General features: G+C 36.2%; 13 protein-coding genes. 2 read left to right on the top strand and 11 right to left on the bottom strand.

Features of this window, described 5'->3' with window-relative positions; genetic code table 11:
* Positions 1 to 66: 66 nt before the first annotated feature.
* The 5 genes from ilvA to BLQ56_RS18485 form a co-directional block, all read right to left on the bottom strand.
* Entirely contained in the window at positions 67 to 1,275 is a 1,209-nt protein-coding gene (gene ilvA, locus BLQ56_RS18505) for a threonine ammonia-lyase (RefSeq protein WP_090857916.1), read from the bottom strand.
* Between the two features lie 151 nt (positions 1,276 to 1,426).
* Positions 1,427 to 2,638 (bottom strand): ATP-binding protein, encoded by a 1,212-nt coding sequence (locus BLQ56_RS18500; protein ID WP_090857913.1) that lies wholly within the window; start codon positions 2,636 to 2,638, stop codon positions 1,427 to 1,429.
* A gap of 105 nt (positions 2,639 to 2,743) precedes the next feature.
* Positions 2,744 to 3,427: a Na-translocating system protein MpsC family protein gene (locus tag BLQ56_RS18495; protein WP_090857910.1), complete on the bottom strand. Its 684-nt coding sequence runs from the start codon at positions 3,425 to 3,427 to the stop codon at positions 2,744 to 2,746.
* 171 nt (positions 3,428 to 3,598) lie between these two features.
* Positions 3,599 to 4,300: a Na-translocating system protein MpsC family protein gene (locus BLQ56_RS18490; RefSeq protein WP_090857907.1), complete on the bottom strand. Its 702-nt coding sequence runs from the start codon at positions 4,298 to 4,300 to the stop codon at positions 3,599 to 3,601.
* A gap of 368 nt (positions 4,301 to 4,668) precedes the next feature.
* The gene (locus tag BLQ56_RS18485) at positions 4,669 to 5,997 is read right to left on the bottom strand and encodes a polysaccharide biosynthesis protein (RefSeq protein ID WP_090857904.1); all 1,329 of its coding nucleotides are present in this window, start codon (positions 5,995 to 5,997) and stop codon (positions 4,669 to 4,671) included.
* Positions 5,998 to 6,211: 214 nt separating this feature from the next.
* On the opposite strand from BLQ56_RS18485, the gene BLQ56_RS18480 reads away from it, so the two are divergent.
* Positions 6,212 to 7,768, top strand: coding sequence for an ABC-F family ATP-binding cassette domain-containing protein (locus tag BLQ56_RS18480; RefSeq protein ID WP_090857901.1), 1,557 nt, complete (start codon positions 6,212 to 6,214; stop codon positions 7,766 to 7,768).
* Between the two features lie 382 nt (positions 7,769 to 8,150).
* On the opposite strand, the gene desB is transcribed toward BLQ56_RS18480, so the two are convergent.
* From desB to BLQ56_RS18450, 6 genes are all read right to left on the bottom strand, one after another.
* Positions 8,151 to 9,263 carry a Delta(10) desaturase DesB gene (gene desB, locus BLQ56_RS18475; protein ID WP_090857898.1) on the bottom strand — a complete coding sequence of 371 codons (1,113 nt, stop codon included), beginning with the start codon at positions 9,261 to 9,263 and terminating at the stop codon, positions 8,151 to 8,153.
* Between the two features lie 157 nt (positions 9,264 to 9,420).
* Complete coding sequence (locus BLQ56_RS18470; RefSeq protein ID WP_090857896.1) at positions 9,421 to 10,161, bottom strand: sirohydrochlorin chelatase; 741 nt, start codon at positions 10,159 to 10,161, stop codon at positions 9,421 to 9,423.
* A 19-nt stretch (positions 10,162 to 10,180) separates the two neighbouring features.
* Positions 10,181 to 11,638: a uroporphyrinogen-III C-methyltransferase gene (cobA, locus tag BLQ56_RS18465; protein ID WP_090857893.1), complete on the bottom strand. Its 1,458-nt coding sequence runs from the start codon at positions 11,636 to 11,638 to the stop codon at positions 10,181 to 10,183.
* 70 nt (positions 11,639 to 11,708) lie between these two features.
* Positions 11,709 to 12,029 carry a nitrite reductase small subunit NirD gene (gene nirD, locus BLQ56_RS18460; RefSeq protein WP_090857890.1) on the bottom strand — a complete coding sequence of 107 codons (321 nt, stop codon included), beginning with the start codon at positions 12,027 to 12,029 and terminating at the stop codon, positions 11,709 to 11,711.
* Positions 12,030 to 12,044: 15 nt separating this feature from the next.
* Positions 12,045 to 14,471 carry a nitrite reductase large subunit NirB gene (nirB, locus tag BLQ56_RS18455; RefSeq protein WP_090857887.1) on the bottom strand — a complete coding sequence of 809 codons (2,427 nt, stop codon included), beginning with the start codon at positions 14,469 to 14,471 and terminating at the stop codon, positions 12,045 to 12,047.
* Between the two features lie 506 nt (positions 14,472 to 14,977).
* Entirely contained in the window at positions 14,978 to 16,189 is a 1,212-nt protein-coding gene (locus BLQ56_RS18450; protein ID WP_090857884.1) for a DEAD/DEAH box helicase, read from the bottom strand.
* A 208-nt stretch (positions 16,190 to 16,397) separates the two neighbouring features.
* Between BLQ56_RS18450 and BLQ56_RS18445 the strand changes: the two genes are divergently transcribed.
* Complete coding sequence (locus BLQ56_RS18445) at positions 16,398 to 18,047, top strand: M20/M25/M40 family metallo-hydrolase (protein ID WP_090857881.1); 1,650 nt, start codon at positions 16,398 to 16,400, stop codon at positions 18,045 to 18,047.
* Positions 18,048 to 18,146: the final 99 nt, after the last annotated feature.

The following is an 18,146-nucleotide window of genomic DNA, read 5'->3' as shown; positions in this document are numbered from 1 at the left end:
GACTTTTTCACGTGCTTACCAGCTATTTTGTCTTTCATCACTATCTCTTAAAGACATTACAAGAAATTAAAGTACAACTTCCACACTGTACCCCTCATCCTTAATCTTTTGGGTAATTTGATCGATATGGGCATGGTTTTTAGTCTCTAGCGAGAGCTGTATTTGAGTCTGCCCTGGAAACACCCTTGCACCAATTCGCTGATGATTAATATTTAAGACATTCCCATCTAAATCTGCAATCAATTGTAGAAGCTTTTGTAAATTTCCTGGTTTATCTGGAATTGTTGTGATTAATGATAAATATCTTCCAGACTCTACCATCCCATGCTCAATAATTCGGGAAATAAAGTTCATGTCAACATTTCCACCAGTAATTATAGGAACAACATTTTTACCTTCTATAGGAATCTTATGATATAGAAGTGCTGCTAAGGAGACTGCTCCTGACCCTTCCGCCAAAAGCTTGTTACGTTCGAGTAATAGCAGCATTGTACGTGCTATTTCCATTTCCTCGACTGTGTAAATCGCATCAACATACTTTTGAATTAATTCAAAAGTTAGGTGACCAGGCTTTTTCACTGCAATTCCATCAGCCATACTTGGGAGTGCCTCGAATATTACAGGCTTCTCAGCTTGTAAAGATGCTTTCATACTAGGACAAGCATTTGATTCAACACCATATACCTTTATAGAGGGTTTAAGCGTTTTCAAGGCTAGAGCGATTCCGGCAATTAACCCGCCTCCACCTACTGGACAAACTACCGCATCAATCGATGGTAGTTGTTCAAATATTTCAATTCCAACTGTACCTTGTCCAGCAATTACTGCATCATCATCGAACGGATGAACAAAGGTTGCACCAATCTCCTTCTGAAGTCCAATCGCATATTCAAGTGCTTCATCAAAGGTTGTGCCTTGTAGCTCCACGTTAGCACCATATCTTCTCGTTGCTTCAATTTTACTTAGGGGTGCTCCCTTTGGCATCACAATTGTACATGGTACATTTAATTGGCTGCTCGAATATGCAACTCCTTGGGCATGATTACCCGCTGATGCCGCTATTACCCCTCTTTCAAGTTCTTCCTTGCTAAGGGAGATCATTTTATTATAAGATCCCCTCACCTTAAAAGACCCTGTTTTTTGAAGGTTTTCAAGCTTAAGATAAATTTCATTATTACTAAGCCTACTAAATGTACTAGAATGATCTAGATGTGTATAATGTACAATTCCTCTCATCTTGCTCTTTGCTTCCTCGATCTCTTTAATGGTTATCATTTGATTATCCTCCAATTTAAGGAAAACATAATGATACTAGTTTTAGCATCTAGTTATAGAGTATGCGTGTATATTTATTATTCTTCCTTTATCACAACATTTAGAAAGGCAATCTTTCGTATGCTTTATTGCTTTTTAATAAATTCCCCTTTTATCTTGCAACCGGTAGGGATACACTAACAGTTGTTCCTTGATTTTCAAGACTATCAATGGTCAACTCGCCTTCATGGTCATGAATAATCCGCCTACTCACCATTAATCCCAGACCTGTACCCCCTTCTTTGGAGGAATAAAAGGCTTTTCCTATATATTCAAGCTTCTCCTTAGGTATACCATATCCTTGATCAACCACCTGAATGTGGACACTATTGTCATCATTTGTATTAACTATTATCTGTATAACACCGCCTACCTTCATTGATTCAATACTATTTTTTAACAAGTTAATAAATACCTGCTTTATTTTTGTCTCATCACAATAGATCACCATATTTCTCCCTCGATCATGACCTAGTAATTGAATTTGAATATTGTAAAGTATTGCTTGAGTATTTAAGAGAAAAATAACTGATTCTAATAGATTCATTAAGTTACATTGAGCTAATTCGACTTTTTGCGGCTTAGATAAAAATAATAATTCCCCAACAATCTTGTTTATGCGTTCAATCTCAGCTAACATCACTTTTGAATAACTTTTTCGAGCATTTTCATCTGTAGTGCCATGCTCAATCAATTGAAGAAACCCTTTTAAACTAGTCAGTGGATTTCGGATTTCGTGAGCAATCCCAGCAGCTAACTCACCTACAACTGATAACTTTTCAGATTGCTGTATGATCTCATTACTCTTCCTACTCTCACTAATATCCCTCATGACAAAGAACTGATGTTTCTCATCGATTGTCATCGATATTAGCTCCACATCTAATTTGTTCCCATCTACTTTTAAGATTTTCGTCTCAATTGTTTCCTCAATATTTACTTGTTTCCACCTATGAAACTCTCGTAGACCTAACCCTAGAAATTCAGAAAGATGATGCCTTAAGATTTGCTCTTTTTTACTGGCACCAAACATAGCAAGACTAGCATTATTTACATATAAAACCTTTCCTTTTGAGGTTAGCACATATCCAAAAGGAGTCTTTTCTACAATTTTTTTTAAGATCATATGATTATGGTCTTGCTCTGTTTTTTTCGATAAAAATAACAGAATAAAAATGCCTATAAACAAAAAACTGAAACATAGAGACCAAACTTTAATCATATATAAATTGTTGGCCATCAAGCTAACCATTTGATTGGTAACAAGGAATAAGCCTCCTAGAATAAGCCATATATGAGCATTCTTTCCTTTTCTCTTATTCACCTATTAACCTCCTAAGTGTGTATAAACCTGTCCAAATAAAAAGACCTAACTCCTATAAAGAAGTTAGGTCATGTTTGAGACATTTATTCTCACATTTACCATGTACTATTGCTTTAAAATAAAGCACATTAAGCTATTATCCTGTTCAAAATGCCAATCAATAAAAATATCTGTCACTGCTTGACCAAGTATTTCATCGAAATTGCCATCTTTATGAAAGTACATTTTTTCAAGATCATCTTTTGTTACGTAAAGTTCATCCTTAAAACCTTTTTGTAACAAGGCTTTCTCAATAGGAACCAAAATACCAGATCTTTTGACAATCAAGATCTTAGGCGTAATTTGTGAAATATGTATTGCCTCTGGTACTTTTTGAACCAAATTACTTATACGAGCTACTTCCTTTTCTACTGCCCCATAATTAATCGTGGAATTCACTTCAGAAGGAATTAGGATCTTATCAAGCTCTAATATTATAACTCCCCTGTTATTGGGGAAATTCCAATCATGGTAGAACGATTGAACCTCAGCGTCCATTGTTACATGGATAACACCCCGTAGTTCATTCATTAAACTCTTGATAATCGTATTCCTTGTCCGATCAACATCAGCAGATTTTCCATTTTGCAGTAGTACATCTTCCAAAGGTGAGATGAACCCTCTAATATTCATCACTAAGTAATGATCAGCGGTAGCTGCAAAACATGATTCTGGACCACGTCCAAAGGTTTGTCTAAGTAATTTACTTGTATAACTGCTTATGTACTTTAATTGATCTTGTATGTTCATCAATCCCTACCTCATTTGGATAAAGATTCATAATTAACCATTGACTTTAATGACACTGGTCATAACCATTGTATCATAATTGCCTTAATGTCAAATGATTTATTAATGACAAATTTCGCATGACTTTATCCTGTATAATCCATATTATTGGTGAAATATGGGTTATTTATACTACGATTTAAGAATAAACAGAATATAGAATGAGTTCATTGAATAATCCCAACACATGAAAATTGCTTCGATCTCCCTGTTAAAAACCTTTTCTAGCGATTTCTTGCGAGAGCTATAAAAATGTCTTACTTCTCTCTCATTCTCTTTTAAAAGTTCGACTAATCCTTTTTCTAACAGTACCTTTTCAATTGGCAATAGATCCACATTACATTTTGCCAAATAAACAGTGTGGCCAATCCGTTCAATAGAAAGGTCAGTAATCTCCTGAAAAAGCTCCTGACCATACAGTAGGACCTGGCTTTTCAGACTTTTTGCTATAGGTAGTTCCTTATTTGAAGGAGTACTTTCTTCCCATTCGCCCCAAATTACACCTATATTATTTATGTAATCCCAGTCTGTATAAAATTTATAGACCTTCTTACCCAAAGTATTATGAAGGGTATCTGTGAGTGATAAGTAAATTTCTTTCATCACTGTATTACGAATAGATTCTGCAAGTGTGAGCTTTCCCTTACTAACTAGTACTTCCTCAATTGGAGTCATAAATTTCTTAATATAAATAACAATATATTGATCTGATAGTTGACTAAAGCAACTTTCTGGACCTTTTCCAAATGTTTTTTTAATAAGTTTACTAGTATAGCTACTAATCATAGTTAACTCTTCATGCTGATCTATAATGTTATCTATGTTTCTACTCATGAATCCCCCTACTTATTTCCATATCTAATATAAATACATAAAAAGGCCTAACCTCTAAAAGAAGTTAGGCCATGGATAGACTATATATTTTTCTTCCATTTACCATTAATATTTTTTATTTAATTACCGGAATGATCATTTAAAATGGTGGTGAAAACAAAATTAATGACTGATAGACATTAATCAACTTAATCATAACATGTATACAAAGATTGAACAATCCTTAAGGGCTTAAAATATGAATGTTCTTTTTAAATAGCTATTCATATAGATTGTTGCTTTTAAAGCCGCAGGCTGAATACACTCCGCGTCCGGCGGGTGACCAGTGAGCCTCCTCGCTAAAACAACAAACTTTGGGAAAAAGCTATTTAATTATAAGTCTTTATTGGAATCTTAAGAAATACTGTCAACCCAATCTTTTTACAGATGGTTACATAATGCATCAAGGTCAATAAAACTGCCCCCATATTCATACCGATTATAATTCCTTCCATACGGAGTTGCTGGAGGGAACCTAGAATAAACATAACTAAAAATGCGATAACATGGGACCAAACTGTATGAAAAAATGCATCCTTTAATAAGCCTAGTCCAATTAAGTATGCCTGCATTGGTATCACAAAAAAATGAAACAAAAAATATGGCCATAGCATTTGAAGATAAATGGTTGCTGCAGTTGATTCAAAGAATAAATGGGTTAAGGGCTCTGCAAAGAAATAGAAGACAGCAATTGCTGGTACACCGTAGAGCATTGTAAACCTAAGTACTTTCTGGAGTAGATGCTGCAATTTAGTCAAATCACCCTTAGCATATGCCTCTGATACTGTTGGAATTAGAACAATTAACAGTGAATGTGCAATAAACGCTGGAAAAAACCCTATTGTTAGTGCAACTCCTGCTAGTAATCCATAATGCTCTGTCGCAACAGCTGCTGGCATCCCCGCTCTTATAAGTGCAGCCTTTATAAGAAACGGCTGTATCGCATGTGTAACAGAGTGAAAAATTCTTAAGCCAGTTGTCGGAATTGACACGGACATCAATTGTTTACTAACAGTCCTCTTACTGACTTTTTCTTTAGGTTGTCTATTCAAAAAGCGAACCCGAACAATATACTCATAGATTAGGTAACCAAATACGAAAATATCACTAATAACCAACGTAGAAAGAGCTATAAGGATCGCATAGTCCAAATTCAAATCAAACATCTGAAAGATAAACACAAGTAGAATTAACTGAATGGCTTTTCTCAAAAAGTTAGAAAAAGCAATCTTCCCCATTTTTTGTACGCCCATAAAATAGCCACGAGCGATTGATGTAAATGAAATAAGTGGGATTAATGCAACAACTAACCAACGTACATATGGATGATAGTCATCAAATACTGAAACATACGGTAAAATAAGTACACTTAAAAGTAAAAAAATAGTTGTCATGATGATTGTTATTTTCATAATATGTTGAAGCATATGTCGATGGTATTTTTGCTCATGCTCAGCAATTAGCTTTGAAACCGAAATGGGTAATTCTAAACTAGCTAAAATGACGACCAAAAAAATAGACGGCAGAATCGTCATATACAACCCCATTCCAACCTCACCTAGTTCTTTGGCAAGAACCATGTTTAATAAAAACTCTATACATTCACCTATAAATGCTACTAATATTAGAACAATAGTACCTTTTAGAAATGTACTCATGTTGTCATGTCCCCTTCACTAAATTGCTTAATAATTAAAGAATATGAGACAAGTCATAGAAATATTGTTAAAATTTATGTTTTTAGTGAAAATTTACAATCTAAAATTCGAATAGCAATCTTTTATCCATGTGAAATCTCATATATAATCGTATATGTATGTTTTTTATATTAAAAATTTAACAAATCCTTCATAGATAAAGGAGTATTTATACATGAGTGTATTAGCAGTTAAAAACTTGAGTCACGGTTTTGGTGACCGTGCTATTTTCAATGATGTTTCTTTCCGATTACTTAAGGGTGAACACGTTGGATTAATTGGTGCAAATGGTGAGGGTAAATCAACCTTTATGAATATCATTACAGGTCAACTTCAACCAGATGATGGAAAAGTAGAATGGTCAAAGAATGTTCGAGTTGGTTATCTTGATCAACACGCGGCACTCGAGCGCGGATCATCGATTCGTGATGTGCTTAAGGGTGCATTTCAATACCTTTTTAACCTTGAAGCAGAAATAAATGAAAATTATAACAAAATGGGTGAAGCAACACCTGAAGAACTAGAACAGCTTTTAGAAGAAGTTGGAGTTCTTCAGGATATCCTAACAAACAATGATTTTTACACAATTGATGCAAAGGTTGAGGAAATTGCAAGAGGTCTAGGGTTAGAGGATATAGGATTAGAACGCGATGTTCATGACCTAAGTGGTGGGCAGCGTACTAAGGTTCTTCTAGCTAAGCTTTTATTAGAAAAACCAGATATCTTATTACTAGATGAGCCGACTAACTATCTTGATGAGCAACATATTGTTTGGCTAAAACGATATTTACAAGAATATGAAAATGCATTTATCCTAATTTCTCATGACATTCCTTTCCTTAATAGTGTAATTAACCTAATCTATCATATGGAAAATCAAGAGTTAAACCGTTATGTTGGGGATTACGACAATTTCTTGCAAGTTCATGAAATGAAAAAACAGCAACTAGAGTCTGCTTATAAAAGACAGCAACAGGAAATCTCAAAATTAAAAGACTTTGTTGCTCGTAATAAAGCGAGTGTAGCCACTAGAAATATGGCAATGTCCCGCCAAAAGAAGCTCGATAAGATGGATGTCATTGAGCTTGCCAAAGAAAAACCAAAACCAGAGTTTCATTTCAAAGCAGCTAGATCTTCTAGTAAGCTTATTTTCGAAACGAAGGATCTTGTTATTGGTTATACTGAGGCATTGTCCAGACCTTTAAATCTTAAGATGGAACGTGGACAAAAGGTTGCCTTAGTTGGTGCAAATGGAATTGGTAAAACAACATTACTAAAAAGCATTTTAGGTATAAACAAGCCTTTAGAAGGTGAAGTCGAACGTGGGGATTATCAATACATTGGCTATTTTGAGCAAGAAATAAAAGAAGCTAACTATAATACATGTATTGAAGAGGTATGGAACGAGTTCCCTTCCTATAATCAAGCTGAAATTCGTGCAGCTTTAGCAAAATGCGGACTAACTACAAAACATATTGAAAGTAAAATTGAAGTATTAAGTGGTGGGGAAAAAGCGAAGGTGCGTTTATGTAAGCTCATTAATAATGAAACAAATATCCTTGTGCTTGATGAGCCGACCAACCATTTAGACGTTGAAGCAAAAGATGAACTAAAGCGAGCATTACAAGCTTACAAAGGTTCAATCATACTCATATCCCATGAACCTGAATTTTATCAAGATATTGTAACAGATGTATGGAACTGTGAAACCTGGACTACCAAGGTGTTTTAAGGAGACCTCTATTAGACAAACTATCGAGTCCAGCTATGTGTTTTGTTCAATAGAAGACCTTTATTGGACAAATTATCGAGTCAAGCAATGTGTTTTGTTCGATAAAAGACCTCTATTGGACAAATTATCGATCCTAGCTATGTGTTTTGTTCAATAGAAGACCTCTATTGGACAAACTACTGATCCAAGCTATGAGTTTTGTTCAATAGAAGACCTCTATTGGACAAACTATCAATTCAAGCTATGGCTTTTGTTCAATAGAAGACCTCTATTAGACAAAACTCACGATCCAAGCAATAATTTTGTCCAATACTATATCAGGTACATTGTTTTCGTATTTCATATATAACAAAAAAAAACTGACCAATTACGGTCAGTTTTTTTATATGGTTTTATCGTTTGATTCCTTATTAACAAACTCGTCAGATACCTCTGTTTCCTGTTTTAACATCGATGATCTAGCCATAATTCGAGCCGGATCTAGCCCATTGCCAAGCGAACCGTATAGAGCCCCTTTTCTTGGATCGACGAGTTCGTTACCTTGAAAATATAGCCTTGGTGTTTTCCATAGAGCAATCATTGCTTTAATCATAGGCATTTCGTGATATCGATCTGGCCACATTTTTTTAATATGCTCTTTCACTAAAGGATAGAATTTCGAACTCATTCCCGGGAATAAATGATGCTCGGTATGATAAGAAAAGTTAAAATGTAACACATCAACCCATTTTGGGACTGTTACGGTTAAGCTATTTGCTAAAGGATCATTTACTGGCACTAATGGATTTAAGCGATGATTTGTTGAAATATAACTCATCACGATAAAATTCGCGATAAGTAAAGGAAGTAAAAACGCAAAAAACCATTTTATTGGCCCTAATATAAATAGTATACTGATCCATGTTGCCCACGGTAAAATTAATTCTAGCCACACCTTCGGACGTTTTTTTACATTAAATTCTTTTATGTATACACCAAACATTTTTGCGGAATGTGCTGAAAATTGAATCGCTAATGAACAAAAACTGAAAAACGCGCGAACCGGTAATGGAATTCTATATACCCATCTGAAAAATGGCTGTTTTAACATTTTTTCTAATGTCGGCCATGAGTCAGGATCATTCTCATCGTCCTGTGTATGAACATGATGTGTAAGATTATGCCACTTTCTCCAAAGACTCGGACCAGTGCTAAGAGGAAAGAACGCGATTGCACCTAAAAGATCACGTAGCCACCCTTTCCTTACAACCGTACCGTGTAAAATTTCATGACCTAAAAAGCCCATTGCAGCAAAGCTTGCACCTAACACACATGCAATCAATACATTTAAGACAACATGCAAATCAAATAACCCAATTGCTAAAAATCCAGCAACTGTCACCAATAGGTATGCTAGTCCACCCCATAGGCGAGCTGGTACAGGTTTAAATGCTTCCTTGGGAAGATGTGGTTTGATTCGAGCGGCATACCAACCAAAAGTATGTAATTCTTTCATGGAGACCTCCTAAATTGGTACTAATTTGTAGTAATGGATTTATTTCCATATTAATGTACAACAAAAGCCCCGTTTTTATTCAGACGAGACTTCATTAGGAGGGTTATTTTCATAGGTAATTACATTCGCTCTTACCTTGAGGTGATTTATCGTAATACTACACTAATGGCTGTACTTCTGTAATTCTCCGGAGAAATAGGTCTTTTAATTTATCATCAAATCCTACTAATTCACAGAGAATCACGTTTTTATCTAGATAAGACTCTTGATATTTAGACGTGATATTTTCAATTTCAATCGTGAATCCCCCAGAATATAAGAGATAGGGAACAATATATACTTCTTCATAAGGTTGATTTAGTATATTTTCTAATTCATTTTCTAAAGAGGGTTTTGCCATATTTAAATAACAAGTAAATACATCGAATGGCTTGTTAAATCTGAGCTTTTGAGCAATCTCCTCAAATTGATCGTGTGCATTCTCATCATAGCTACCATGACTTACTAACAGTACTGCTTTAAACTTTCTGTTATTATGCATTTTCTTTTCTAATCGATCATTGAGTATTTGAATAAGTATTTCATCATAACCGAAGGGCTGACCATAGTAAAAAGGGATCGTCGGAAACATCTCTTTTGCTTTTGTAATCTCAGCAGGCATATCTTTACTTGCAAAAGAACCTGTTAAAAGGAGCACCGGCATAATTGTAACCGATGTAGCTCCTTGGAAAATGGCCGTTGAAATCGCCTCAAAAATAGAGGGTTTAATTCCTTCTAAAAAACCGAAGCTTTGCAGAGGAACCTTTACAATTGGCATCATTTCCTTCACAAAGTTGAGAAACTGTGTATTTCCTGATTCAGTTCTACTCCCATGGCTAGCATAGATCAGTGCTTCCATTTTCTTATCCACTCCCAAATTAATCTATATTATTTACGAGGCTATTCAGTAGAGACTCAATTGAAGCATGTTCAGAAATTACGTCTGGTATAACTTCTTGAGCATTTAATGCCGCTTTTGTTTTCTCTCCCATACAAACAATTCTCTTAGAAGATAAAAATGACTTAGAATCTATTTGACTATACTCCAATCCCTTTAATAAGCACTGCACTGATCGACTACTTGGAAAAATTACAGTATTAATAGAAGCTTCATCCATCATTCTCTTATAAATCGGTAAATGTCCTTCATCCATACTTAATTTACTAATCGTATAAATTTCATCATTTTTTCTATTCAATAAAGGCTTTTCAGGAATAACTTCATGCTCCAACTTTACAACAAGAAGCTTTCCTGCAGGAATTTCTTCTTCTGTTGATACATTGGCTAACAATCCTTTCTGTCTTAATGCATTCGTTGATTTAGTGGATGCACCATACACCTTAGCTTTTAAGTCTCTAATATCTCGTCCGGTTTTTATGAGCACTGTGAAGAATTCTTCAACACATTCAGGTGAAGTAAATAATATATGATCAAATTGTTCAAGGGAATTTAAGATTTGATCATCAAGAATAGGTTCACTCTTACTCCATTTAGGAAACTCGATCACGTCTGCCCCATATTCTGTTAGTTCGTTAGCTAAATTACTCGGTAAAATGCCTGTCCTTGCTAATAGAATTTGTTTACTAAATAACACTTTATTTTCAAACCACTTTAAATGGCTCCTTAACGCAACAATTTCCCCGACTAATGTAATGGCAGGGTTTGTTAAGTTCTCATCCTTTGCCTTTTGGGCAATATTATCTAGTGTACCTTCAACAACTTTTTGGCGACCAAATGTCCCCCATTGAATTAATATAACTGGTGTACTTGCCGTTTTTCCATACTGAATCAAATTCTCACAAATTGAAGGCAGATTACCCACTCCCATATAAAAAGCGATGGTATCGATTCCTTTTGCCAAGCCCTCCCAATTAATATTTGAGTGAGTTTTATCGTGTGCAGTCACAATCGCAAAGGTTTCACCATATTCTCGGTGTGTAACCGGAATCCCAGCATAAAGCGGTGCTGCAATACCGGAAGTAATCCCAGGAATGATCTCAAAAGCTATCTCATGTCTTACGAGTTCAGCTGCCTCTTCTCCAACCCGACCAAAGACACCTGGATCTCCTCCCTTTAATCTAATAACGGTTTTTCCTTCAAGAGCTTTGCTTACTAATAACTCATTAATTTCCTCTTGTCTAAGAGTATGACGATCAGGTAGTTTGCCACAGTAAATCAATTCACATCGATTTGAAGAAAAATCAAGTAGTTTCGGGTTAACAAGACGATCATATAGAATGACATCTGCTTTCTCAATTGCTTCTCTACCTTTAATAGTCATTAGCTTTAAGTCACCAGGGCCAGCCCCAACTAAATATACCTTACCGTTTGTCATTCTTCCCCACCCTTACATCCAATTAATAAAGATGGGAGCAAACTTTATAAGTCGCTCCCAACTTCTTCTATCATATAGTTAAATATACTATTCCTTCTTCGACTTTTACAGGGAAAGTTCTTAATTTCCCTTCATCAGGTGCTTGAACTTCACCAGATTGTAACGAAATTTTCCAATCATATAATGGACAGAATACATACTCACCACTGACTAAACCTTCTGCAAGTGTTCCACCCTTCGGATGTGGACTTTTATTTTCAATCGCAAAAACCGACCCATTTGAGCATCTAAACAATGCAATATTCTCTTTTTCCAAATTAATGACAAGCCCTGTCCCTAATGGGATTTCACTATATTTCGCAGCTTCTATCACCGTTGTAGATTGAACCATTATCTTCACCTCACCCTAATTCATTTCTGGAATACTAATTGTTGTATAATACTTATCTTGGATCTCTTTATTTTCAATTGCTTCTTGCCACGGTTCATTGTACCTTTTTAATGTTTTATCCAAACGTTCGTTTAGTTCGTTGCGCTTCATTTCGTCTTCTAAAATTTGCTTGATATGCTCAAATCCTAGTCTTTCAATCCATGGAGCTGTACGCTCTAAATAGTTAGCTGTTTCACGGTAATATTGAATAAAGGCACCTGAGATATCCATTACTTCTTCCTTTGTTTTCACCGTACAAAGAAGGTCAGCAGCTCTTAAATCGACACCACCATTACCGGCAACGTAAATTTCCCAGCCACCATCTATTCCAACAAAGCCTAAATCCTTAATTCCTGCTTCTGCACAATTTCGCGGGCACGCTGATACACCCATTTTCACCTTATGTGGTGTATCTAGACGTTCGAACTTCTTCTCTAATTCAATTCCAAGTCCCATTGAATCCTGCGTACCAAAGCGGCAGAATGTTGCACCAACACATGTTTTAACTGTTCGGAGTGTCTTGCCGTATGCATATCCAGATGGCATCCCTAAATCTTCCCACATGCTAGGTAGATCTTGTTTCTTTACTCCGAATAAACCAATTCGTTGACCACCTGTTAATTTCACTAATGGGACATCATATTTCTCAGCAACTTCTGCAATTTTCTTTAGATCCTCAGCTGTCGTTACTCCACCATACATCCTTGGAACAACTGAGTATGTCCCGTCCTTTTGGATATTCGCATGCATTTTTTCATTTACTAAACGTGAATCTCTTGCATCATGATAATCGTCAACATGGATCATTCCAAGGTAGTAGTTAACTGCTGGACGACACTTTGAACAGCCTTCTTCATTCTTCCATTCTAGGACATTCATAACCTCTTTAACAGATTGCAATCCCTTTGCTTTAATTTCCTCTACTACTTCATCTCTACTTAAAGATGTACATCCACAAAGTGCTGTCTTTTGCTTTGTTTGATCAAACTGATCTCCAAGTGTGTATGCCAAGATATCGGCAACCATTGGCTTACAGCGACCACAAGAACGTCCTGCATTTGTACAGCTACTCACCTGTTCCACAGAGGATAATCCTTGTTCCTTAATAGCAGTTACAATTGTTCCTTTTGTGACACCATTACATCCACATACAAGCTCTGAATCTGGCATAGAAGCTACATCACTACTAGCATCCACTGCCCCACATCCACCATGAAGGATGTTTACACTTGTCATTCCACTAACATCTTCCTTGTTTGTTAACATCTTAAATAGTCGATTACCATCTTTTGTATCTCCATAAAGCACAATTCCTGCTAAAACTTGATCACGAATCAGTACTTTTTTATAAACTCCATCATATTCATTTTGTACAATAATAGATTTTGTTGTTTCATCTTCATAGATTTCACCTGCTGAAAATAAGTCTACTCCTGATACTTTTAACTGTGTCCCTAAAATTGTACCTTCATAAGGTTTTGGTTGTTTTCCAGCTAGATGTTCAGCCAATACCTTTCCTTGTTCATATAAAGGAGCAACTAAACCATAGGTAATTTCACGATGTTCTGCACATTCCCCTACTGCATATACATGTTTAACATTTGTTTCCATATAATCATTTACTACGATAGCTCGATTAATATAAATATCACTTTCTTTTGCAACTTGAACATTAGGAGTAATACCAATCGCCATGACAACAAGGTCTGCTTCCACTTCTGATCCATCACTAAATCTAAGACCTGTGACTCTATCCTGGCCAATTATTTCAGTTGTTTTCTTTTCCATTAAGAAGTTCATACCCTGCTGTTCAAGCTCTGTTTTCAACATCTTGGCAGCTACTGCGTCAAGTTGTCTTTCCATTAAATGTGGCATCAAATGTACCACATCCACTGTCATCCCAAGATTTAATAATCCTCTTGCAGCCTCTAAGCCTAGTAAGCCTCCACCAATGACAACTGCCTTCTTGTAATCCTTAGCTGTATTGATCATTTCTTCACAATTAGCTATATCTCTAAAACCTACTACTCCTTTTTTGTCTGCTCCTGGAATAGGTAGGATAAAAGAACGTGAACCAGTTGCGATAATTAAATCATCATAATTTACAACTCTCCCCTTGGCAGAAACAACTTGCTTATTGTTACTATCAATTTTCTCAATAGATTCATTAGTAAATAACTGAATTTGATTCTCTTCGTACCAAGCCCAATCATTCATGATAATATCATTAATCGTTGTATCACCTTGTAACACTGTTGATAATTGAATTCGGTTATAGTTCGGGTGTGGTTCCTTCCCAAAAATCGTAATTTCGTATTGATCTGGAGCTACTTTTAGCAATTCTTCTATCGTTCTAATCCCAGCCATACCATTCCCAATCATGACTAATTTTTTCTTTTCCATCGCTAGCCCTCCGCAACTTTTATTTTCATCTATTTTTAGAAATTAGTTATTGTTTTAATAAACTCATTTTAATTCGATTCTGACTTTTCATTAGTGAAGTTTGTCACACCTAGGCTTATTTTTGTGAATCATTTCACAAAAAAGTCAAATAAGAAAAGCGGAGGGCGCCCGCTTATCGGCGACAGGCATAAGACGAGCCGGCTTGAAGGTTGTGCTTTTTAACCTTCTAGACGGATTGGCTTATGACCCCGAGCCGATGGCGCCTGGAGCTAGACAATAAGAAAAGCGGAGGTTGCTTCCAAAGCCGCAGGCTGAATACACTCCGCGTCCGGCGGGTGACCTGTGAGCCTCCTCGTCGCTGATGCTCCTGTGGGGTCTCACTTTGGCCACTGATCCCGCAGGAGTCTACGTGTATTCATCCTGCTTATATCACGACCATTCCAAAGTTTTTTGACTAAAACAACAAACGTTGAGAAATCAGCCTAAAAAAAGAAGATAACACAAGGTTATCCTCTCGAATTCTTACTATTTACTTTAGGTTTTTTATGATTTGTTACTGGTCGCTTAACTTCTTCTTTCTTTTCTACTATTTTCCCTTTGAAAAAGTCTTTTTCTTCTACATCTATGTTCAATTTGCGAGTTAGTTGTTTAAATTCTTTTACTTCCCTGCCCGAGATGATTGAAATAACCGTTCCAGAGCTTGAACCTAGGCGGCCCGTTCTGCCTGAACGATGAGTATATTCTGTCATATCTTTCGGTAAGTCATAGTGAATGACATGTGTGATCCCTTGAATATCTAATCCCCTTGCAGCTACATCTGTTGCTAAAAGAAGACTTGATTTACCAGCTCTAAAGTTTGATAATGCTAATTGACGGTCTGTTTTCTTTACATCACCATGAAGTACTTCAACATGGACGCCTTTGAAGTTAAGCTTTTCTGATAACACATTTAAGCTTCCTATATCTCTAACAAAAACAAGCCCACGTATAGATTCTAGTCTAGAAAGCTTTGCAATCACTTCTATCTTATCCCTAGCATCAGCAACAAAATAGATATGGTCTACTTGGGATCCAGTAGTAACCTCTGATCGATCTATTCTTATTGTTTTCGCATTTTCAGTGACAATGCCCTTCACAATTTCTTCAGCTTGTTCTGTTAATGTTGCAGAAAAAAGAATGACTTGTCGATCTCTTAGTGTAGACTTAATGATGTCTTTCATTGTTTGAAGATGTTCAGGAACTAGGAGTTGATCTCCTTCATCAAGCACAACTGTTTTGACTTCATGCATTTTTATTTTCTTCTGTTTGATTAACTCCAATACCCTTCCAGGAGTACCAAACACAACTTGTGGTTTCTTCTTAATTTTTTCGAGCTGTCTTTTAACATTTGCGCCACCAATGAAGCTTGCTCCATAGATTTCACTACCCTCAGACCACTTCTGAAATTCTTGAAATAGTTGCATAACCAGCTCATGTGATGAAGCAAGGATAACAGCTTGTATTTCTCTTTTTTCTGGATCTATTTTATCCAAAATCGGCAGTAAATAAGCGAGTGTTTTCCCTGTTCCAGTAGGAGACTCTGCAATCACATCTTGCCCTTCTAGTATGTATGGCACTGCCTTTTGTTGAATAAGTGTCGCTTCGTTAAATCCTGCTTTTGCCCATGCTTCCTGTATGAAAGGTTTCATATTTGATAAAATTGGCCAATTCGTAACCATGAAATTCTCCTTTAACTACATATTATTCTTTATTGTGTTCTATCACTTTGTGAACTATGAATTCAATTCTACGCTCCCCACTATACCACAATTACGATAAGCTACATGAACTAATCTAGAGAACAGTGACAATTTCTTGTAATATAAGGGGTAATACGTTATTTTTTAATCATACTATTACCATTTTACCGTAGTAAAGGAGATTTTTATGCTATCATGCCGAGATGAACTATTATTATTCACCAAGCAGTTAGTGAATATAGAAAGCATTGTGAACACATCTGGTGAAAAGGAAATTGCCCAAGTTATTCATACAATGATCTCATCTTTTCCTTATTTCATTGACCATCCCGAACAGTTAGTCAAATCACAAACTGTTGATGACGAGCAGGAACGATATAACGTGCTTGCATATGTTAAAGGGACGAAGGGAACTAGTCAGAAGACAATCATTCTAATGGGACACATGGATACAGTTGGAATAGATGATTATAATCATTTAAAGGAATATGCGACATCCCCAGATTCATTGAAAGAGCATTTAAAATCTGAAACACTTTCTACTGATATTAAAGCACATGCGGACTCAGAGGACTGGATGTTTGGACGTGGTGTTCTAGATATGAAGAGTGGCCTTGCAAGTCACTTGTACCTTCTAAAGTATTATTCTGAGCATCCAGATGAATTGGATGGTAATCTTGTGTTTGTTTCTGAATGTGATGAAGAAGATGGGTCACGAGGAATCTTATCTTCTTTAGAACAACTTAGTGCATGGAAGCAGGAACAACAGTTCGACTATATCGCGGCAATAAATGCTGATTTCGTTTCTCCAAGATATGAGGGAGATCAAAATCGTTATATTTATAAAGGAACAACTGGAAAGCTTCTTCCTTCCTTTTTTATCACAGGAGCAGAGACACATGTTGGCTCTTGTTTTGAAGGATTAGACCCTAACCTAATCGCTGCGGAATTAACAAGACAAATTAATTATAATCCAGAGCTATGTAATGAAGCAGATGGTGAAATTACCGTTCCTCCAGTTTCTCTTAAACAAACCGATTTAAAGCCTAGCTATACAGTACAAACAGCCCTTTCCGCTTATGTTTACTATAATTTCTTTATTTACTCTTGGTCACCAAAGGACGTATTAATTAAACTGAAGGAACAAGCATATATTGCGTTTACTCAGGCACTCCTTACTTTTAAGGAGCGTTACCAAACTTATTGTCAGATGAGTGGTGAACCATTCAAAGAAGTGAAGTGGGAACCTAATGTGTTAACCTATGAAGAGATGAATGAACGATTACTAGATGAGCATGGTACTAAGTATCAAAATCATATGGAGTTATTTAAATCTGAACTTCTATTAGATGAAACATTGGACACTAGAATGTATGCAGCTAGAGTGGTTGAAGAAGCTTGGAAATGGATGAAGAATCAGTCTCCTACGATTATTTTGTTTTATTCTTCATTATATTCCCCAAGAGTTCAATTAACTGGGGAGAATGAAAATGAGCGGCATTTAATGGAGGCTTTGGACCATGCAGTTAACCAGGTTCAACCTTATTATCCACATCCAATTGTTGTCCGCAATTTCTTCCCGTATATTTCAGATATGAGTTTTGTGGCATTAAGTGATGATGACACTGGGATCAAGGCTGTTGCTGATAATAATCCCGGTTGGGGAACAAAGCATTATGTTGATTACGAAAAAATTCGAGAATTAAACGTACCCGTCATAAATATAGGGCCATACGGATATGATGCACATAAAAAATACGAGCGAATGGAACTAACCTATTCCCTAGAAATCGTACCTAATATCACAAATTATCTAATTAAACGTTTGATTAACTAAGAAAAGCGGAAGGCGCCCGCTTATCGGCGACAGGCATAAGACGAGCCGGCTTGAAGGTTGCTTTTTAACCTTCTAGTCGGATTGGCTTATGACCCCGAG

The organism is Litchfieldia salsa, from assembly GCF_900104555.1.
Taxonomy (GTDB): Bacteria; Bacillota; Bacilli; order Bacillales; family Bacillaceae_L; genus Litchfieldia; species Litchfieldia salsa.
The sequence above is the reverse complement of the archived record's forward strand: the minus strand, read 5'-3'. Positions and strand labels throughout refer to the sequence as shown.